Genomic DNA, 20,407 nt, shown 5'->3' with positions numbered 1-20,407 from the left:
GAATACCGATGCGTGAAACCAACTTCATAATCGAAAACAACGCTCGCCACATGTGGCACCCGATGGCCCATCCGGCCGAGATGCAGGCCCAGCCGCCGCGCATCATCAACTCCGGTGAGGGCGTCGAAATCGTCGACATACAGGGCAAGAAGGTGCTGGATGCCGTGGGCGGTCTCTGGAACGTCAATCTCGGCTATTCCTGCGAGCCGGTGAAAAAGGCGATCCGCGACCAGCTCGACGAGCTGCCCTATTATTCGACATTCCGCGGCACCACCAATTCGCCGCTGATCGAACTCTCCTACGAACTTGCCGAATGGTTCAGGCCGGATGGATTGAGCCGTTCCTTCTTCACTTCGGGCGGCTCGGATTCGGTCGAGACCTGCCTGCGGCTTGCCCGGCAATATCACAAGATCAACGGGCAGCCGGAGCGCACCAAATTCGTCGCGCTGAAGAAAGGCTATCACGGCACGCATTTCGGCGGCGCCTCCGTCAACGGCAACCAGAACTTTCGCCGCAATTACGAGCCGCTGCTTCCCGGCGTCTTCCATCTGCCGGCGCCCCTTGCCTATCGCAACCCGTTCGGCACCACCGATGATGCCGAGATCGCGGCCGCCATCGGCCGGCTCTTCGAGGACGAAATCGCCTTCCAGGGTGCCGACACCATCGCCGCCCTGATCGTCGAACCGGTGCTGGGCGCCGGCGGTGTCATCGTCCCGCACGAGACCTTCCTGCCGCTGATGCGCGAGATCTGCGACCGTCACGGCATCCTGCTGATCGCCGATGAAGTCATCACCGCTTTCGGCCGCACCGGCGCCTGGACGGGCTCGCGCCTCTGGGGCGTCAAACCGGATCTGATGTCGACCGCCAAGGCGATCACCAACGGCTATTTCCCCTTCGGCGCTGTCATGATTTCAGACAAGGTGGCCGAAGTGTTCGAAGGCAGCAAGGGCGCGTTCGGCAGCATCGGCCACGGTTATACCTATTCCGGCCATCCGACGGGTGCGGCGGCCGCGCTTGCGACCTTGAGCGAGACGAAGCGGCTGAACGTCGCCGCCAATGCCGCCGTCCGTGGGGAGGAACTCATTGCGGGCCTCAGGAGGCTGCAGGACAAGCATGAGCTGATCGGCGACGTGCGCGGCAAGGGCCTGATGTGCGCGCTCGAACTCGTCAGCAACCGGGAGAAGAAGAGCGCGGCATCGAAGGATGTGATGCAGAAGGTGCAGGATGCCGCCTATGAGGCCGGCGCGCTGGTGCGCACCTCCGGCGCCAATGTCATCATGTCGCCGCCGCTGATCGTCACCGCAGGCGACGTGCAGACGATCCTGACGGCGCTCGACGCCGGCCTTGCCGCCGCGAGGAGCTGATCATGTCCGGCAACGCTGCCCTTATCGCCCGCCGCGACCGGCTTCTCGGCCGCAACATGTCGCTCTTTTATGACGATCCCGTGCATCTGGTGCGCGGCGAAGGCGTCTGGCTCTGGGATGCCGAAGGCCGGCGATATCTCGATTGCTACAACAATGTGCCGCATGTCGGCCATTGCCATCCGCGTGTGGTCGAGGCAATCACCCGGCAGGCTTCGACGCTGAACACCCATACGCGTTACCTGCATGAAGGCATCCTCGATTATGTCGAACGCCTGACCGCGACCTTCGACGCGAGCCTCGACGCTGCGATCCTGACCTGCACCGGCAGCGAAGCGAACGACGTGGCGCTGCGCATGGCCCAGGCCGTCACCGGCAAGACCGGCGTGATCGCCACCAACCATACCTATCACGGCAATACCGCTGCCGTGTCGCAGCTCTCAACCCGCATGCCGCCGGTCGGCGGCTTCGGCGGCCATGTCAGGCACGTGCCGGCGCCCGACAGCTACCGCCCACTCGGCGGCGAAGGCGGCGAGGCTTTTGCCGCAGCCTTCGCAGCCGAAGTCGAGGCGGCGATCGCCTCGCTGCAGGAGAGCCCGCATGGTTTTTCGGCGCTGATCATCGATCCGTTCTTCGCCAATGAAGGCTTTCCGGATCTGCCGCAGGGCTTCCTGGACAAAACGGTGGCGGCCGTGCGCAAGGCCGGCGGTCTCATCATCACCGATGAAGTCCAGCCCGGTTTCGGCCGTACAGGCTCTGATATGTGGGGCCATCAGCGCGCCGGCATCGTTCCCGATATCGTGACGCTTGGCAAACCGATGGCCAACGGCCATCCCGTCGGCGGCGTCGTTGCCAATGCCGATGTGCTGAACGCCTTCCGCAAGGCCTTCCGCTATTTCAATACGTTCGGCGGCAATCCAGTCTCCTGCGCCGCCGCCATGGCGGTGCTCGACGTGATCGAGGACGAGAAGCTCGTCGAGAATGCCCGCGACGTCGGCGAATATACGCGCGATGCCTTCAAGCGGCTGGCGCAGAAACATGCGATCATCGGCGACGTGCGCGGCGGCGGCCTCTTCATGGGCATGGAATTCGTGCTGGATAGGACGACGAAGGAGCCGGCCGTCGCTCTCGCGAGCCGGATCGTCAACGAAATGCGCGAGCGCGGCGTGCTGATGGGCAAGATCGGCATCCATCAATGCGCCACCAAGATCCGTCCGCCGATGCCGTTTTCGCGGGAAAACGCCGATCTGATGTTGTCGGTCTTCGACGACGTGCTGTCGGGCCTGTGAGGCGAGATGGCCGATCAATTGCCGCAGAACGTCCGGGATGCCCTGCAGGAGCGTGCGTTGGAAGCGCTCGGCCACTGGCTCGTGCCGCGGCACGAGCCGGCACTGATGAAATACCGGGAGAACGCCGTCTTCCGGGTCACGCTTGCCGATGGGCGGCCTGCCGCTTTGCGGCTGCATCGGCCGGGCTATCATCACGAGACGAGCCTGCGCTCGGAACTGGATTTCATGGCAGCGCTCCGGCGCGGCGGCCTCGACGTGCCCTCCCCCGTGCCGGCCAGCGCGGGAGGCAATCTCATTTGCCTTCCGGCCAATCGGCAGTTTCCCGAACAATATGCCGATGTCGTCAGCTGGATCGACGGAATGGCCCTCGGGCAAACCGGAACCCCGCTGTCGCAATCGGCCGAGACCCAGGCAGCGATCTTCTTCCGCATCGGCCATGCCATGGCTGTGATGCATGACCTTGCCGATGCCTGGGCGCCGCCGGAGGATTTCCACCGCCCGGCATGGGATGGCGAAGGCTTGCTCGGAGAAAGGCCTCTTTGGGGCCGCTTCTGGGATTGCCGCGGACTTTCACGCGACGAGGCCGCAGCACTCTCGGCATTGCGCGACGATCTGCGCCACCGTCTCGTCAATGCGCAACGAAGCGGCCTCGACTACGGCCTGATCCATGCCGATCTCGTGCGCGAGAACATTTTCCTGACGGAAAACCAAGGCGGCGTCGCCTTCATCGACTTCGACGACGCAGGATATGGCTTCCGCCTTTTCGATCTTGCTACGGCCCTGCTGAAGAACCGTGCCGAGCCGGCCTATCCCGAGATCGAGGACGCTTTGATCGCAGGCTATCGCAGCCGGCGCGCCCTTTCCGATGGGGCCTTGCGGAGCCTGCCGCTATTCATCGTGCTCCGGAGCCTCACCTATATCGGCTGGCTTGCCGAGCGGCCCGAGATCCCGAAGGCCGGCGAGCGCCTGTCGCGTTATGTCGCAGAAAGTCTGGAGCTGGCGAGAAAGCTCGATGGCAGCGCTTGACATCTCTCGCAAACTGATTAACGTGTTAATTAATGAAGGGCGGGAGGACACATGCCGCATCTCACCATCGAATACTCGGCCAATCTGGAGGGCCGCGCCGATATTGGCGCGCTCTGCAGGCATCTGCTGAAGACCGTGCTGGAAACCGGCCTTTTCGAGATCGGCGCGGTGCGCGTGCGCGCTCTTCGCGCCGATCATTACGCGATTGCCGACCAGCTTGCCGAGAACGCCTTCGTCGACCTGAATTTCCGCATCGGCAAGGGCCGCACGGCCGAGGAGAAGAAGCGCACCGGTGAAGCGATCTTTGCAGCCGCGACGGACGTCCTTGGCCCGCTCTTTGAGACGCCGCATTTCGCGCTGTCGCTGGAGATCCGCGAGATCGATGCGGAGCTGAGTTGGAAGAAGAACGCCATCCATCCGCGGCTTCGCGGCAAGTGACACCTCCCTTTGCGGGACGAAATAACACCAAAGGAATAGACGATGTCCAAATTGCAGGAAAACATCGCAAAGGCCGAAACCTACCTTGCGAAGTTCAGGGACCGCGGCGTCCTCAACCGGATCAACGGTGAGGATGTGGCCGGTGATGACGGCGCAACCTTCGAAACCCTCTCGCCGGTCGATCTGAAGCCGCTCGCCACCGTAGCGCGCGGCAATGCCGCCGATATCGACCGTGCGGCCAGGGCTGCCAAATCGGCCTTTGCCGAATGGGCCGCCATGCCGGGCGATGCGCGCAAGAAGCTGCTGCACAAGGTCGCTGATGCGATCGTCGCACGTGCCGAGGAGATCGCCTTCGTCGAATGCATGGATACCGGCCAGTCGCTGAAATTCATGGCCAAGGCGGCGCTGCGTGGTGCGGAAAATTTCCGTTTCTTCGCCGACCGCGCACCCGAAGCCCGTGACGGCAAGGCGCTGCGCGCCGATGGCCAGGTGAACGTCACCACGCGCGTGCCGATCGGCCCGGTCGGCATCATCACGCCGTGGAACACACCTTTCATGCTGTCGACCTGGAAGATCGCGCCGGCGCTCGCCGCCGGCTGCACCATCGTCCATAAACCGGCCGAGTTCTCGCCGCTGACCGCCCGCCTGCTCGTCGAAATCGCCGAAGAGGCCGGCCTGCCCAAGGGCGTGTGGAACCTCGTCAACGGCTTTGGCGAGGATGCCGGCAAGGCGCTGACCGAACATCCCCTGATCAAGGCGATCGGCTTCGTCGGCGAAAGCCGCACCGGCTCGATGATCATGAAGCAGGGCGCCGACACCCTGAAACGCGTGCATTTCGAACTCGGCGGCAAGAACCCGGTCGTCGTCTTCGCCGATGCCGATCTCGAGCGCGCCGCGGACGCTGCCGTCTTCATGATCTATTCGCTGAACGGCGAGCGCTGCACCTCGTCCTCGCGCCTGCTGGTCGAAGACAGCGTCTACGACAGGTTCGCCGCGCTCGTCGCCGAAAAGGCAAGGCGCATCAAGGTCGGCCACCCCCTCGACCCGGAGACGGTGATTGGACCGCTTATCCATCCCGTGCACGAAAAGAAGGTGCTGGAATATATCGCGATCGGCCGCTCGGAGGGCGCGACGCTTGCTGCCGGCGGCGAGAAGTTCGACGGCCCCGGCGGCGGCTGCTACGTCTCCCCAACCCTCTTTACCGGCGCCAACAACAAAATGCGCATCGCTCAGGAGGAAATTTTCGGGCCGGTGCTGACCGCTATTCCTTTCAAGGATGAAGCCGATGCCCTGGCGCTCGCCAACGACGTTCAGTACGGGCTCACCGGCTATCTCTGGACATCAGACGTCACCCGCGCCTTCCGTTTCACCGACCATCTCGATGCCGGCATGATCTGGGTGAACTCGGAAAACGTCCGCCACCTGCCGACACCCTTCGGCGGCGTCAAGAACTCGGGTATCGGCCGCGACGGCGGCGACTGGTCCTTCGATTTCTACATGGAAACCAAAAACGTCGCCTTCGCCACCAAGCCGCACGCCATCCAGAAGCTCGGCGGTTGATACGCAATATCCATTACACAGATGGCCCGCAGTTCTTTGAGAGCGATGGGCCGAGGAGGAACCGATGCCGATACCGACACCCAATCTCTATCCGCCCTTCAACATCGTGCGTCTCAGCCACGTGGAATTCGGCGTGACCGATCTCGCCAAATCCCGCGCCTTCTATGTCGATACGCTCGGCCTGCAGGTCACGGACGAGACGGCGGACACCATCTATCTCAGGGCGATGGAGGAACGCGGCCACCATTGCATCGTGCTGAAGAAATCCGACAAGGCCGAAGCCCGCGACCTTGGCTTCAAGGTCTTCAGTGACGAGGATCTCGACAAGGCCGCGCATTTCTTCAAGAACAAGGACCTGCCTGTGGAATGGGTCGAGCGTCCCTATCAGGCGCGCACCTTCCGCACCCGCGATCCGCATGGCATTCCGCTCGAATTCTATTCGAAGATGGACCGCCTGCCGCCGATCCATCAGAAATATGCGCTCTACAAGGGCGTCAAGCCGCTCAGGATCGATCACTTCAACTGCTTTTCCAAGAATGTCGACGAGAGCGTCGCCTTCTACAACGAGCTTGGTTTCCGCGTCACCGAATACACCGAGGACGCCGAGACCGGTCGTCTGTGGGCTGCCTGGACGCACCGCAAGGGCGGCGTCCACGACATCGCCTTCACTAACGGCCGAGGCCCGCGCCTGCACCACACTGCTTTCTGGGTGCCGACGCCGCTGAATATCATCGACCTGCTCGACCTGATGGCGACCACCGGCTGGGTCGCCAACATCGAGCGCGGCCCGGGCCGCCACGGCATCTCCAACGCCTTCTTCCTCTATATCCTCGATCCGGACGGCCACCGCATCGAAATCTACTGCTCGGATTATCAGACGGTCGATCCCGATCTGGAGCCGATCAAATGGGATCTCAAGGATCCGCAGCGCCAGACGCTCTGGGGCGCACCGGCGCCCAAATCCTGGTTCGAACATGGCAGTCTGTTTGCCGGCGCCGATGTGGTCGAGCCTGATTTGAAGGCGCAGCCGATCATTGCGCCTTGAATGTTATCCCGGGAGCAGGCGAAAACGTCCGCTCTCAGATTGGTGGCAAGTTCGCTAACCACTCTTTCGTCATGCTCGGGCTTGTTCCGGGCATCTGCCTCCGGTCGATAGGGCAGCAGATCCTCGGCACAAGGCCGAGGATGACGCCGAGTAAAAGGCGAAGGCTGTCAACATCTGAGAGCCAATAAAATCGCTGGCTCTGTTTGGCGTTGGCAAATGCAATTCCCTCAAAACTGCATGGCGGATTGCACAAACACGAAAAGAGATAGAGCATCGCCGCGACCTGAAAAAAACGGAAATGGTCTATCGAAGGAGACAGTCATGCAATTGAAGGACGCAACATTGTTCCGCCAGGCCACATTGGTTGGTGGAGATTGGATTGAAGCCGATCCATCCAATTCGATCGCGGTGGACAACCCGGCGACCGGCACGATCATCGGCCGTGTTCCCAATTTGGGGGCCGCCGAAACCAAGGCAGCGATTGCTGCAGCGGAGGTCGCGCAGAAGGAATGGGCTGCCCACACCGCCAAGGAAAGGTCGGTCATCCTCAGGCGCTGGTTCCAATTGATGATGGACAATCAGGACGATCTCGGCCGCATCCTGACGGCGGAACAGGGCAAGCCGCTGGCCGAGGCCAAGGGCGAGATCGCCTATGGCGCGAGCTTCATCGAATGGTTCGCCGAGGAAGCGCGGCGCGTCTACGGCGACATCGTTCCCGGCCACCAGAAGGACAAGCGCATCCTTGTCATGAAGCAGCCGATCGGTGTCGTCGCCGCCATCACCCCGTGGAATTTCCCCAATGCGATGATCACCCGCAAGGCGGGACCGGCCTTTGCCGCCGGCTGCGCCATGGTGCTGAAACCGGCCTCGCAGACGCCGTTTTCAGCAATTGCCATCGCCATCCTTGGCGAACGCGCCGGTTTCCCCAAAGGTCTCTTCAGCGTCTTGACCGGTTCGGCGCGCGCCATCGGCGGTGAAATGACCGCAAGCCCGGTCGTGCGCAAGCTGACCTTCACCGGCTCGACCGAGGTCGGCGCCGAGCTCTACAAACAAAGCGCGCCGACCATCAAAAAGCTCGGATTGGAGCTCGGCGGCAACGCTCCCTTCATCGTCTTCGACGATGCCGATCTCGATGCGGCCGTTGAAGGCGCGCTGATCGCCAAATTCCGCAACAACGGCCAGACCTGCGTCTGCGCCAACCGGCTCTATGTCCAGGAGGGCGTCTATGATGCCTTCGCCGAGAAACTTTCGAAGGCTGTCGGGGCGCTGAAAACAGGCAACGGCTTCGACGAGGGCATCAATCTCGGCCCGCTGATCGACGAGTCGGCACTTGCCAAGGTCGAGGAACATGTCGCCGATGCGCTTGCCAAAGGCGGCCGCGTCGTTGCCGGCGGCCGGCGGCACCCGCTCGGCGGGCGCTTCTACGAGGCGACCGTGCTTGCCGACGTCACCCCTGCCATGGCCGTGGCCAAGGAAGAGACGTTCGGGCCGGTCGCTCCCCTCTTCCGCTTCAAGGATGAGGCCGATGTCATCGCCCAGGCCAACGATACCGAGTTCGGCCTTGCCTCCTATTTCTACGCCAAGGATCTCGCCCGCGTCTTCCGGGTGGCCGAAGCACTGGAATACGGCATGGTCGGCGTCAATACCGGCCTGATCTCGACGGCAGAAGCGCCCTTCGGCGGCGTCAAGCTTTCCGGTCTTGGCCGCGAAGGCTCGAAATACGGCATCGAGGAATTCACCGAAATCAAATATGTCTGCCTCGGCGGCATCGCCTGAGGCCAGCAAAAAGGCCCGAGACAAAGCATGACCCATCCACGATTCCTGTCATTTTCCAGAAACGGCCATCATGGCTATGGGCTTGCCGTCGAGGGCGGTGTCATAGACCTCTGGGCTCGCCATGGCGCGACCTGGGCAACCTTACGCGAAGTGGTCGAGGCAGGTCGCCTCGCCCAACTCGCCGAGGAAAGCAAAGCACTGAAGCCGGATTTCGCCCTTGACGAAATCCGCTTCGAAATTCCTATTCCCTCGCCGGAAAAGATCATCTGCGTCGGGGTTAATTTCCCCGACCGCAACGAGGAATATAAGGACGGCCAGACAGCCCCTTCCAATCCCTCGCTCTTCATCCGTTTTCTCCGCTCCTTCACCGGCCACGGCGAACCGCTGGTCCGGCCGCCGGAAAGCCCGCAGCTCGATTATGAGGGCGAGATCGTCATCGTCATCGGCAAGGGCGGCCGGCGGATTGCCGAAGCCGATGCCCTTTCCCACATCGCCGCCTTGTCGCTCTGCAACGAGGGCACGATCCGCGACTGGGTGCGCCATGCCAAGTTCAACGTCACCCAGGGCAAGAATTTCGATCGCACCGGCGCGATCGGTCCATGGCTGATCCCCTTCACCGACGCCGCTCAGTTGGAAGACATCAAGCTCGAAACCCGCGTAAACGGCGAGGTGCGCCAAAGCGACCGCACCAGCCGGATGATCTTCTCGTTCCGCAAAATCATCAATTACATCTCCACCTTCACCACGCTGGTTCCGGGCGATGTCATCGTCACCGGTACGCCGACGGGCGCCGGCGCCCGCTTCGACCCGCCGATCTGGCTGAAGCCAGGCGATGTCGTCGAAGTCGAGGCCGACGGTCTCGGCATCCTGAAGAACACCATCGCCGACGAGGTGTGAGATGCTGACGTCAAATGAGATCGAACAGGCAGCAACGAGCCTTGACGAGGCCGAGCGGACGCGTGTTCAGACCGGGCTCCTGTCGCTGAGACATCCCGGCATGACGATGGATGACGCCTATGCGGTCCAGAGCGCCTGGGTGAAGAAGAAGATCGCAAGCGGCCGCAAGCCGATCGGCTGGAAGATCGGGCTGACGTCGAAGGCGATGCAATATGCGCTCAACATTGACATCCCCGATTCCGGGGTGCTCTTCGACGATATGGTCTTCGAAGACGGCGCGACCGTGCCGGCCGACCGCTTCATCCAGCCGCGCATCGAGGCGGAAATCGCCTTCGTGATGAAGGCGCCGCTGAAAGGTCCCGGCATCTCGATCTTCGATGTGCTGAATGCCACCGACTACGTGACCCCGGCGCTTGAGATCCTCGACACCCGTATCCTGCGCGTCGAGCCGGAGACGAAGAAGGCGCGCACCATCGTCGATACCATCTCCGACAATGCCGCCAATGCCGGCATCGTCACCGGCGGGCGGGCGGTGCGGCCCGATCAGATCGACATGCGCTGGATGGGCGCGATCGTCAGCCGCAATGCCGAGGTCGAGGAGACGGGGCTCGGCGCCGGCGTTCTCAACCAGCCTGCCCGCGGCGTCGCTTGGCTCGCCAACCGGCTCGCGCAATATGGCGATGGGATCGAGGCTGGACAGATCGTGCTGGCTGGTTCATTCATCCGTCCGATCGAGGCGCGGCACGGCGACACCATCCATGCCGATTTCGGCCCCTACGGCTCGGTCAGCCTCTATTTTGCATGAAGGAGTGAAAACATGCCGGCGCCCAAGAACCTCTTCAAGCAAGCCCTGAAAGAGGGGCGGGCGCAGATCGGCCTCTGGCAGGCGCTCGCCAGTCCCTACACGGTCGAAATCTGCGCCGGCGCCGGTTATGACTGGCTGCTGCTCGATGCCGAACATGCGCCGAACGACGTGCCGCTGCTTGCCTCGCAGCTGCAGGCGATGAAGGGATCGGCAAGCCATGCGGTGATCCGTCCGCCCATCGGCGAGACCTGGATCATCAAGCAGATGCTCGATATCGGCGCGCAGACGCTGCTCATTCCGATGGTCGACAGCGGGGAGATGGCCGAAGCCATGGTCCGCGCCGTGCGCTATCCGCCGCAGGGCGTGCGCGGCGTCGGCGCGGCCCTTGCCCGCGCCTCCGATTTCAACCGCATTCCCGATTATCTCCAGACGGCCAATAACGAGATCTGCCTGCTGCTGCAGGTGGAAAGCCGCGCCGGGCTCGCAGCGCTCGACGCGATCGCGACGACCGAGGGCGTCGACGGCGTCTTCATCGGTCCGTCCGATCTCGCCGCCGACATGGGCTATCTCGGCAGGCCCGGTGCACCCGAAGTGCAGGCGGAAGTCGAAAAGGCGCTTGCCAGGATCCAGTCGCACGGCAAGGCCGCCGGCATCCTGATCGGCGATCTCGCCCTCTCCAAGCGCTATCTCGAACTCGGCGCCACCTTCGTCGCGATCGGCAACGACGTCATGCTGCTGGCCAATGCCACGGCCAAGCTGCTCGAGGACTTCCACAAGGCCGAAGCCGCCAAGCCGGCAGGCGACGTGAAGGTCTACTGACCAAAGACGCCATTTCCACACCGCATCCCATCGTTTTGCACGCTCAGTCAAAACGGACTGCACGGGTGGACAGGACGCCTCCCGGCCTTTCGACCATGATGATCGAAAGGCTAAGGAGGAGGAAACATGCGTTTCAACAAGAAGACAGCCCTGATCACCGGCGGCGGCACCGGCATTGGTGCTGCGGTCGCCCGCCGTATTCGGCAGGAGGGCGGCAATGTCGCACTCGTCGGGCGGCGCCCCGAACCGCTTCGCGCCGTCGCCGATGAGATCGGCGCCACTGTCATCGCTGCCGATGCGGCTGACGGCGTTGCGATGCGGGCCGCGCTCGAAACGGTCGTCGAAACTTTCGGCGGCCTCGATATTCTGATCGCCAATGCCGGCGGCCACGGTGTCGGCCCGACCGTCAGCATGTCCGATGAGACCTGGGATCTCGCCGTCCGCCTCAATCTCAACACCGCCTTCGTCAGCGCCCGTGAATCCCTACCCCATCTCATCAGGAGCCGCGGCAACATCGTTGTCCTCGCCTCGATCGCCGGGCTCTTTGCCGGGCCGGATGCGGCGGGCTACGTCACCATGAAGCACGGCTGTATCGGGCTCGCGAAATCGCTGGCGCGCGATTATGGCCGCAAGGGCGTGCGCACCAATTCCGTCTGCCCAGGCTGGGTGACGACTGCGATGGCCGACGAGCAGATGCAGGTCATCGTCGATAAGTTCAAGCTGAAGAGCGTCGAAGAAGCCTATGCGCTCGTCACCAAGGATGTGCCGCTCGGCCGCCCGGCAAGTGCCGAGGATGTCGCCAATGCCGTCTGCTTTCTGGCCTCGGCGGAGGCCTCGATGATCAACGGCGCGATCCTGACCGTCGACGGCGGGGCCGGCACGGTCGATCTGCCGACCCTCGCCTTTGCACAATGATGAAGAGGAGGAAATTCCGATGAACGAGAATCCGAAGGATTGGAAAACCTACGACGAATTCGCCTATGGCATCGACACGAACCGTCTGCCCGCAACCGATGTGCTGGCCGGCGCGTCCCACAAGATCGTCTTTGCCGATGGCCGCAGCCTTGAGCTTTCTTTCGCCAAGAGCGAGGTCAAATGGTCGGACGGCAAGGATGGCGCCACCGACAAGGCCGAGGTGATCGAAGTCGCGCCGAAAGCCTATTTCGTCGAAGTGGTCTTTGCCGGGCGGCCCAGGGAAGCCGAAACGCTGATCCTCAATATCGAGACGCGCCGCGCGCTTTCCATCTATTCCATCGTCCGCGATGCCAAGGACGCGGTCGGCGAACCGCAGGTGGCGCAGATCTTCCGGCCGGGCGTCATCGAAGGTGGTGCGGCGAGCGGGCCGGTGCCGCACGAAAGCCGCGACCTCATCGGGCTGAGGGCGCATTTCACCTACAGTCCCAATCACGTCTACGAGCACACCTATCTCTCGTCGCAGCGCTATGCCTGGCAATGCCTCGTCGGCGTCCAGCGCGGCCATGGCGACGTCGATCTCGCCACCACCTACAAGTTCGACGAAAACCTCTACATCTTCACCTTCCGGGAATTCAAAATCCCGGTCGCCTCTACCTTCTTCTACAATTTCAACGACATGCGATCGACAGGCAAATTCCTCGGCATCACCGGGGACGGCCGGATACAGAACAGCCCCGCCGGCGCCTTCATCCGCAAGGCATCGATGACCTATTACCTGCCCGGCCAGGAACCAGTGTGAGGACGCAATGCGCAGAGCTTTCGATATCGTAAAGGCCCATTACCAGGCCAACGACCGCCGCGACATGGATGGTATGCTTGCCGACATCGCGCCCGACTGCCGCTGGACGGAGATGGACGGCTTTCCCTGCGCCGGCACCTATGTCGGCCCGCAGGAAGTCTTCGAGAACGTCTTCCAGGCGCTTGGCCAGGCTTTCGAGGGATACACCTTCAAGCTGGAGCGTCTGCTCGATGCCGGCGACGAGGTCGTCGGGGTCGGCGACTATAGCGGCACGCACAAGCGAACGGGCAAGGCCTTCAAGGCCCGCGTCGTGCATGTCTGGGGCGTGTCCGGAGACAAGATCCGCCGTTTCGAACAGTTCACGGATACGCTGCGGGTAGACGAGTCCATGCGATGAAATCGAGCTGGCCCGGCCCGGGCCGCCTGCTACGAAATCCGGGCCTTGCGCCATTGCGACGGCGAAAGGCCGTAGCGATGGCGGAAGGCTCTCGAAAAATGCGCGCTGGAGGAAAAGCCGAGCGCGAAGGCGATCCCGGATATTTCGCCGGCATAGCCGCCGGCGTCCCGCAATCGCGCCGCCGCCTTCTGCAGGCGCAGATCCCAGATGTAATCCGAAGGCGTCAGGCATTCGACCTCGAATGCGCGGTAGATGTAGCGCACCGAGCAGCCCATGCGGCGCGCGATCATGGTGACGCTCAGATCCGGGCGGGCAAGCTCGCTTTCGATGAAAATCTTGATGCGCTGCAACAGCAGATCCAGCGGATTGGCGATCGGCCGCGCCTGCTGGAGATCGGCGCCGATCATGGTGCGGACGAGATCGACCATGGTCTGGCCGACGCTCGAGCGCCGCGCCGCGTCGAGATGGCCGATCTCATGCATGGTCGAATCCATCAGCGACAGCAGGATACGGCACATGCCGTCATATTCGGCATGCGCCGTGAACGGCCTCGTCAGCCGCTCGATGGCCGCATGCGGCAGCGCATGGCGCGGCAGTTGCAACAGCAGCTGACGAACCGGCGTGCTGTTCGTCAGCATATAGGGACGGCTGGGATCGTAGATGACGAGCGCATCGGCCGAAATCGGCGCATGCAGCCCGCCCTGGTCAAGGCAGGCGTCGCCTTCCGTCTGCACCAGCAGTTTGATCGAATCCGGATCGTCCGGCCCGGCCGTCGCATGTTCGCCGAAGACGATATGCCGATCCACCTCCAGCCGCGTCAGCCGGCAAGCGCCCAGCATGGCCGACACCATCCGGCTCCTTTTCTCGTCGGCGGCACCGAATTCGAGGCGGACATTTCCGAACAGGTTGCGGGCGAGCCCGGCGAACTCCCGCCCGCTGGCGCTCTCGATGGACTTATGAAGTGCTGAAGCCATCATAGAGCCTTCGTTTCAGCTTGCGAGATAGGCGCCGTGGAGAATGTCCGGCTGCGCCTTGAGGGTCGCGGATGCGCCTGAAAAGACGAGGCGTCCGCGCTCGAGCACAAGAGCCTGATCGGCGAGATCGAGCGCGAGATTGGCGAACTGCTCGATCAGCAGCACGCCGATGCCGCTGGCGGCGGCAATCTTCAGCGCTTCGGCCAGACGCTTGACGACGGCGGGCGCCAGCCCGAGCGAAAGCTCGTCGACGATCATGAAACGCGGTTTGGCGACAAAGGCCTGCGCCATCGCCACCATCTGCTTCTGGCCGCCGGAAAGATCCGAGGCCGATTGACGGCGCCGCTCGGCAAGCTCGGGGAAGATCTCATAGGCACGCTCCAGCCCTTGCCGGCGCGCCGCTGCCGAGGGTTCGAGCGCAGCGACAAGGATATTGTCTTCCACGGAAAGCTGCCCGAGCACGCGATGGCCTTCGGGAACGAGCGCAAGGCCGGCACGGCGAATACGATCGGGCGAAAAGCCTTCGAGGACGCCGCCGCCGAGGCGCACCGAGCCGGCGCGCGGCAAGACACCCGCCATAGCCATGACCGTGCTCGATTTGCCGGCTCCGTTGGCGCCGAGCAATGCCGTCACCTTGCCGGCTGTGACCGAAAAGGAGATGTCGTGAATGACACGCTTGCCGCCGCGCTCGACGATAAGGTTCTCGACGCTGATTTCGGATAGGCCGCTCATGTCAGAACTCCCCCAGATAGGCGCGCCGCACATTGGGATCGGCAAGCACGGAAGCCGTCGGGCCGATCGCCAGAAGCTTCCCGTAATCGAGCACCATGGTTTCGCTGCACATGGAGCGGATGAGATCGACATCGTGGTCGATGATCAGGACCTGCGCCCGGAATTCCGCCGGGATGCGCAGCACCAGTTCACGGAAGGCCTTGCCCTCCTCTTCGGTCAGGCCCGCCGCGGGTTCGTCGAGCAGGATCAGCTTCGGCTGGCCGACCACGCATTTGGCAAGCTCGACCAGACGGCGCTGGAAGAGATTGAGCGACTGGCCGAGCCGGTCGGCGACCGCGCTCAGCCCGACGAAGGCAAGCGCCAGGTCGACCGCGCCCGAGCGATGCCCGGTGCCGACGACATGATCGGCGATCGCGGCGATGTTGTCGGCGACGGTCAGGTCCTCCACCACCTGCTCGGTCTGGAACGAACGGCGCAGGCCGGCCTGGACGCGCTGAAGCGGTGTCATCGCCAGCAACGCCTGTTCGTCGAGCAGGACCGAGCCCTGGACCGGCCTGACGAAGCCGGAGAGCACGTTGAGCAGCGTGGTCTTGCCCGCGCCGTTCGGGCCGATCAGGCCGGCGACCGGCGCCGTCAGCACGGCGCTGAGTTCGTTGATCGGTTTGACGCCGCCGAACTGGACGACGAGATTGTCGATCTTGATCATCGTGGCCTCCTCCGGGAAAAACCGCCGCCGAACCGGGCGATCAAAACCGATATCTGGCCGGCGATGCCCGAGGGTGCCGTTGCCAGCGCATGGAAGAGGGCAACGCCGAAGATCCCGATCATCACATAACCGTCGATGCCGAGATCGGTCAGCAGAGCCGGCACGGCGCGCAGCAGCATGCCGGCGATCACCGCACCGTACCAGTTGAAGACACCGCCGACGATGGCGAGCGCAAACAGGTTGAGGCTTTCGAAAGCGCCGAAAGCGCGCCCGTCGAGCTGGCCGACATTGCCGGCAAGCAGGCCGCCGGCAAGACCGGCGAGAAAGCCGCTCAAGGCGAAAGCCCAGGCCTTGTAGATCAGTACATTGACGCCGCTTGCGATCGCCACGGTCTCGCCCTTGCGGATCAGCGCCCATGCCCGGCCGGGGCGGGCAAGCTTGTGCCACTGCGCAATCAGCAGGCCGATCGCGGCGAACGTGCAGACATAAAGGAAATAGGCGACTTCCCCGTCGGCCATCACAGGCCTTGCCAACATCGCCCGGCCGGAGCCGTCGGCCCGTCCCAGGAAACCGGGGCCGCCATCAGGAAAGCCCCAGGCACTGATGACGATCTGGAAGGCACCGGCGAGCATCAGCGTTACGAGTGCGAGATAGAGGCCGCGCAAGCGCAGCGCCGGCACGCCGAATGCCAGCCCCACCACCGAAGCGACGATGGCGCCGGCCAGCAGGCTGACCTCGAAAGGCGGATGGAACGCATGGCCGATGCGAAGCGTCACCCAGCCGCCGACGCCGACAAGCGCGAACTGGCAAAGGGAAACCAGACCGAGCTGGCCGTAGAGAATGGCAAGCCCGGCGACCGACAGCGACAGCGCGACGGCCGAGGTTGCGGCTGAAAGCCAGAAGGAATTGGCAAGGCAGGCGACGGCGATCGAAAAGATCAGCATCGTCACCGGCACTTGAAGAAGCTGCTTCGGCAGGCGCACCATCGATATGCCTTCGGCGCTGGGGGCGATAGTCTGCTGCTGGATGCTCATCGGTCCTTCAACGCGGCCTTCGCCGTGCCTCCCAGAATGGTGACCGCGACGAGTGCGATGATGAAGGGGGCCGCCGCGCGATAGGGGGATATCCATGCGATCGGCGTCAGCACCGCCTCGGCAATGCCGATCAGAAGGCCGGCAACGGCCGTTTCCCAGAGCGAGCGCAGTTGGCCGAGGATGGCGGCGGCAATCGCGGGGATGACGAGCAGGGTCAGAAAGGTTCCCTGCAGCCGCACGAGATCGGCAAGCAACAGGCCGGCAAGGCCAGAAAAGATGCCGGTGATGATCCAGGCGGCGGTTTCCGTATAGAGGATACGCACGCCGAGCACGGCGCTGAGATCACGATCATTGGCAAGAGCGCGCATGTCGAGGCCGAGACGTGTGCGGTTCAACAGCAGCGTGATCAGGACGACCATGGCGACGGCGAGCAAAATGGCGATGATGCGCGTGAAGGTCAGGCGAACCGCGAAGAGAGAAAGGAACATCTGATCGGTCGGGAACTGCAGGCGGCGCGGAAGTTCGCCCCAGATGACGCCCATGATCGCGATCAGGATCAGAGCAGGCGCCAGCGTTCCCACCGCGCGCACGACGATATCGCGATGCGAGAGCATGGGCGCGAACACCCGGCCATAAAGAAAGCTGATCGCCGTCGAGACGGTGACGGCGGCGAGAATGGCGACGGCGAGAGGCATCTTCCACTCGAGCAATTGCCAGGCGCAATGCGCACCGATCGCGCCGAACGCACCGAATGCGAAATTGAGAACGCCGGTCGCCCGAAACAGAACGACGAGCCCGACGCCGGAGAGCGCATAAACAGCGCCGATCCCAAGCCCGGATATGATGAAAGGCAGGATGTTCATAGTCGATCCTCTCGCGTCGTCCGGTTCCGCGGCTTGCGACCGCGGAACACTTTGGCAGACGTCAGGGCTCAGTTGAGGCCGGCGGACTTTTCGAAGGCGCGGACGTCCTTCAGCTCCGGATCGGGTGACGGCGCGCAATCGGAGACGACCTTCCACTTGCCGGCTTCGCTGACCGCCATGCGCGTCGTCGAATTGGCATTGTGGCGCGACTGGCCGTCGCCGAAGTACCAGGGAGCGCAGAAGATATCGCTCTTGAAGTTCTTGACCTGGCGTACGGCCGCCGATGCGGTCTCACGGGTGATGTTGCCGGGATCGAGCGTCATCAGCGCTTTTTCGGCGATGCGGGCCGAGAGATAGCCGGCCTGGGCGAAAGTATCGCGCGGGTCGGATTTCTGGCCATACTGGTCCATGACGGCGAGCCAGTTCTGGTTATCGGGCGTCGTCGCTTCGAGATCGTTGAACTCCATGTTGACGATGAAATTACCGTCCCAGCCGGCGCCGATCGTACCCGGCACCGACAGGTCATAGGCCGAAGCTGCGCTCAGGAACTTGATGCTCTGGTTGAGACCCTGTTCTTCGGCGGCGGTCAGAAGCGGCACGGTCACGCCCTTGGGCAGGCCGAGGATGATCACATCCGGCTTGGACGCCGCGGCCTGCAGGACGGTCGATGTGGAATCGGCGGTGCCGGGATCCATCAGGATCGTCTCGGCCTTCAGGCCTTTCTCCTTGGCGAGCTGGATGATGCCGTCGCAGGACCAGGTTCCGACGTTCGGAATATTCGGGCCGATGCAGACGACCGACTTTGCGCTCAGCTTATCAAGCGCATATCCCATGGCGCCGAGCATCGAGACGCGCGGACCGGCATTGGTGGGCGCGTAGTTTTCCGCGAAGAAGCATTCACGTGGAACACCGACGCCGGCGACGACGAGAATACCCGACTTCTTGTAGAACTCGGCATTGGCGCCGCATTCGACGAAGCTTGAATTGCCGACCATCAGCACGGCCTTCTCGTCATTGACGATTTTGGCTGCCAGCTGTGCGGCGATTTCCGGATTCCACTGGTCGTCCTCGACCAGATATTTGACCGGCCGCCCCTTGATGCCGCCATTGGCGTTCAGGCAATCGAAATAGGCCTTTGCCGCCTTGGTCGAATTCGAAAAATCGTCCGGTCCGGTCTTGCCGGTGATGGCGCCGATCACGATCGGCTCGCCGGTCGCCGGCTTGCCGCTATTGTCGCCGCAAGATGCGGCTGCATGTGCGCTGAACGCCGAAACGAGCGTCAGGACAAGGCTGATTGCCAGTCCTCTCAGATTGATAGGCATCGTATCCTCCAGTTTGTTGTCCCGCTCCCCACGGGATCCGAGTTCTCCGGCTCAGCCGGAAATCGCCTTTCCTGTCATGAATGCTGCGGCCTTTGCCGCGATCATCATCGTCGGCGCGTTGGTGTTGCCCGAGACCAGCGTCGGCATCACCGAGGCGTCGCAGATACGCAGCCCCTCGACGCCGCGCACCTTGAGGTCGGGTCCGACGACGGCCATGCGATCGTCGGCGCGGCCCATGCGGGCCGTTCCCGCCGGATGAAACACGGTTTTGGCCGACTGCCTGATGTAATCGCGGAGCGCCTCCGGATCCTTTTCGATGCCGGGCTTCGGCAGCACGCGGCGCTTGACCAGCTTGGCAAGGGCCGGCGCATCAAGGATGCGGATCGCCGTTTCGACGCCGCGCACCAGGGTTTCGATATCGGCGGGATCGGAGAGCAGGTTGGCGTTGAAATCCGTCTGCTCCCTGGGGTCGGCGCTCTTCAGCCTGATCCAGCCGCGCGACCGCGGCCTGAGGTAACAAGGCCCGATGCTGAGGCCGTGACCTGGTTCAGGTTCGCGATCGACGAAGCCGATCAGCACGGGCAGCACATGGAACTGCACATCCGGCTGACCGGTGCCCGAAGTATCGACGAAGCCGCCGCATTCGACGACATTGGACGACAGCAGCCCGCGATGCGATGTGAGGTACCGCAGCATGTGGCCGGCAGCGCGCAGGCCCTTGTCATGGCCGAGGATCGAGATCGGCTCGTGCGTTTCGCCCTGCACCGGCACTTCGAGATGATCCTGATAGTTGGCGCCGACACCAGGCAGGTCGGCGACGACCTTGATGCCGAGCGAAGCAAGATGCGCGCCGTCGCCGATACCGGACAATTGCAGGATCTTCGGTGTGGCGATGGCGCCCGATGTGAGCGCGATTTCGCGCGACGCCTTGAAAGTCGTGCCGTCGAGCAGTTCGACGCCGGCCGCCCTCTGCCCCTCGAACAGGACGCGCGCCACCTTGCGCTCGGTCAGCACGGTGAGGTTCGGCCGCTTCTCTGCTTCGCGCAGGAAAGCCTGGGCCGAACTCCAGCGCCGGCCGCCATGGGTGGTGCTCTGATAGAAACCGACACCCGCCTGATCGGGGCCGTTGAAATCGTCATTGTGGGGAATGCCGATTTCGGTCGCCGCCTTGACGAAGGCCTCGCTCAGCGGATGCCGGTGGCGCGGATCGGAGACGTGCAGGCCGCCCTTCCTGCCATGGAACTGGCCGTTCAGCCGCTCGTTGCTTTCCAGCGAGCGGAAGGCCGGAAGCACGTCGTCATAGGACCAGCCCTGGCAGCCCATCTGCGACCAGGTGTCGTAGTCGTTGCGATGGCCGCGAATATAGATCATCGCGTTGACCGAGCTGCCGCCGCCAAGCACATTGCCCTGCGGGACGATGCTCGGCCGGCCGTTCAGCCCCTTGTCGGGGTTCGATGCATAGGGATGGATATCGATCCCCTTGCCCAGCACCTTGAAGAAGGTGGCGGGGATATGGATCCACGGATCGGCGTCGCGGCGGCCGGACTCGATCAGCAGCACCTTGTGCGCCGGGTTTTCCGACATGCGGTTGGCCAGCACGCAGCCCGAGGATCCGCCTCCGACGATGATGTAATCGTAAGTCGTCATGG

The 20,407-nt window shown here is 63.2% G+C and carries 20 protein-coding genes; 13 read left to right on the top strand and 7 right to left on the bottom strand.

Annotated features, from left to right (window positions below; translation table 11 throughout):
* The first annotated feature begins 8 nt into the window (after positions 1-8).
* The 13 genes from RHEC894_RS29580 (at position 9) to RHEC894_RS29515 (ending at position 13,127) form a co-directional block, all read left to right on the top strand.
* Entirely contained in the window at positions 9-1,364 is a 1,356-nt protein-coding gene (locus RHEC894_RS29580; protein ID WP_085740248.1) for an aspartate aminotransferase family protein, read from the top strand.
* 2 nt (positions 1,365-1,366) lie between these two features.
* Complete coding sequence (locus tag RHEC894_RS29575) at positions 1,367-2,650, top strand: aspartate aminotransferase family protein (protein ID WP_085740247.1); 1,284 nt, start codon at positions 1,367-1,369, stop codon at positions 2,648-2,650.
* A gap of 6 nt (positions 2,651-2,656) precedes the next feature.
* Positions 2,657-3,676: a phosphotransferase gene (locus RHEC894_RS29570; protein WP_085740246.1), complete on the top strand. Its 1,020-nt coding sequence runs from the start codon at positions 2,657-2,659 to the stop codon at positions 3,674-3,676.
* Positions 3,677-3,727: 51 nt separating this feature from the next.
* Positions 3,728-4,114, top strand: a complete 387-nt coding sequence (locus tag RHEC894_RS29565) for a 5-carboxymethyl-2-hydroxymuconate Delta-isomerase (RefSeq protein WP_085740245.1) — start codon at positions 3,728-3,730, stop codon at positions 4,112-4,114.
* 42 nt (positions 4,115-4,156) lie between these two features.
* Positions 4,157-5,674: a 5-carboxymethyl-2-hydroxymuconate semialdehyde dehydrogenase gene (hpaE, locus tag RHEC894_RS29560; protein ID WP_085740244.1), complete on the top strand. Its 1,518-nt coding sequence runs from the start codon at positions 4,157-4,159 to the stop codon at positions 5,672-5,674.
* A gap of 64 nt (positions 5,675-5,738) precedes the next feature.
* Positions 5,739-6,719, top strand: coding sequence for a 3,4-dihydroxyphenylacetate 2,3-dioxygenase (gene hpaD / locus RHEC894_RS29555; RefSeq protein WP_010067260.1), 981 nt, complete (start codon positions 5,739-5,741; stop codon positions 6,717-6,719).
* A gap of 321 nt (positions 6,720-7,040) precedes the next feature.
* Complete coding sequence (gabD, locus tag RHEC894_RS29545) at positions 7,041-8,495, top strand: NADP-dependent succinate-semialdehyde dehydrogenase (protein ID WP_085740242.1); 1,455 nt, start codon at positions 7,041-7,043, stop codon at positions 8,493-8,495.
* Between the two features lie 27 nt (positions 8,496-8,522).
* Entirely contained in the window at positions 8,523-9,392 is an 870-nt protein-coding gene (locus RHEC894_RS29540) for a fumarylacetoacetate hydrolase family protein (protein WP_085740241.1), read from the top strand.
* Position 9,393: 1 nt separating this feature from the next.
* Positions 9,394-10,197, top strand: a complete 804-nt coding sequence (gene hpaH / locus RHEC894_RS29535; protein ID WP_010067719.1) for a 2-oxo-hept-4-ene-1,7-dioate hydratase — start codon at positions 9,394-9,396, stop codon at positions 10,195-10,197.
* Positions 10,198-10,209: 12 nt separating this feature from the next.
* On the top strand, positions 10,210-11,016 hold the full coding sequence (gene hpaI, locus RHEC894_RS29530) for a 4-hydroxy-2-oxoheptanedioate aldolase (RefSeq protein ID WP_085740240.1): 807 nt from the start codon (positions 10,210-10,212) through the stop codon (positions 11,014-11,016).
* A 126-nt stretch (positions 11,017-11,142) separates the two neighbouring features.
* Positions 11,143-11,931 carry an SDR family NAD(P)-dependent oxidoreductase gene (locus RHEC894_RS29525; RefSeq protein WP_085740239.1) on the top strand — a complete coding sequence of 263 codons (789 nt, stop codon included), beginning with the start codon at positions 11,143-11,145 and terminating at the stop codon, positions 11,929-11,931.
* Between the two features lie 19 nt (positions 11,932-11,950).
* Positions 11,951-12,730, top strand: a complete 780-nt coding sequence (locus RHEC894_RS29520) for a MoaF C-terminal domain-containing protein (protein ID WP_085740238.1) — start codon at positions 11,951-11,953, stop codon at positions 12,728-12,730.
* Between the two features lie 7 nt (positions 12,731-12,737).
* The gene (locus tag RHEC894_RS29515; RefSeq protein WP_010068307.1) at positions 12,738-13,127 is read left to right on the top strand and encodes a nuclear transport factor 2 family protein; all 390 of its coding nucleotides are present in this window, start codon (positions 12,738-12,740) and stop codon (positions 13,125-13,127) included.
* A gap of 29 nt (positions 13,128-13,156) precedes the next feature.
* On the opposite strand, the gene RHEC894_RS29510 is transcribed toward RHEC894_RS29515, so the two are convergent.
* From RHEC894_RS29510 to RHEC894_RS29480, 7 genes are all read right to left on the bottom strand, one after another.
* Positions 13,157-14,104, bottom strand: a complete 948-nt coding sequence (locus RHEC894_RS29510; RefSeq protein ID WP_010068306.1) for a helix-turn-helix domain-containing protein — start codon at positions 14,102-14,104, stop codon at positions 13,157-13,159.
* A 12-nt stretch (positions 14,105-14,116) separates the two neighbouring features.
* Entirely contained in the window at positions 14,117-14,833 is a 717-nt protein-coding gene (locus tag RHEC894_RS29505) for an ABC transporter ATP-binding protein (RefSeq protein WP_085740237.1), read from the bottom strand.
* Between the two features lies 1 nt (position 14,834).
* Complete coding sequence (locus tag RHEC894_RS29500; protein WP_085740236.1) at positions 14,835-15,539, bottom strand: ATP-binding cassette domain-containing protein; 705 nt, start codon at positions 15,537-15,539, stop codon at positions 14,835-14,837.
* Positions 15,536-16,573 (bottom strand): branched-chain amino acid ABC transporter permease, encoded by a 1,038-nt coding sequence (locus tag RHEC894_RS29495; RefSeq protein WP_085740235.1) that lies wholly within the window; start codon positions 16,571-16,573, stop codon positions 15,536-15,538. Before RHEC894_RS29495 ends, RHEC894_RS29500 begins: the two co-directional genes overlap by 4 nt.
* The gene (locus RHEC894_RS29490) at positions 16,570-17,436 is read right to left on the bottom strand and encodes a branched-chain amino acid ABC transporter permease (RefSeq protein ID WP_085740234.1); all 867 of its coding nucleotides are present in this window, start codon (positions 17,434-17,436) and stop codon (positions 16,570-16,572) included. Before RHEC894_RS29490 ends, RHEC894_RS29495 begins: the two co-directional genes overlap by 4 nt.
* Before the next feature lie 68 nt (positions 17,437-17,504).
* A complete protein-coding gene (locus tag RHEC894_RS29485) occupies positions 17,505-18,758 on the bottom strand; it encodes an ABC transporter substrate-binding protein (protein ID WP_085740233.1) in 1,254 nt (417 codons plus the stop codon).
* Between the two features lie 51 nt (positions 18,759-18,809).
* On the bottom strand, positions 18,810-20,405 hold the full coding sequence (locus tag RHEC894_RS29480; RefSeq protein WP_085740232.1) for a GMC family oxidoreductase N-terminal domain-containing protein: 1,596 nt from the start codon (positions 20,403-20,405) through the stop codon (positions 18,810-18,812).
* Between the last annotated feature and the right edge of the window lie 2 nt (positions 20,406-20,407).

The sequence above is a fragment of the Rhizobium sp. CIAT894 genome (genome assembly GCF_000172795.2).
In the GTDB taxonomy this organism is placed as follows: domain Bacteria; phylum Pseudomonadota; class Alphaproteobacteria; order Rhizobiales; family Rhizobiaceae; genus Rhizobium.
The sequence above is the reverse complement of the archived record's forward strand: the minus strand, read 5'-3'. Positions and strand labels throughout refer to the sequence as shown.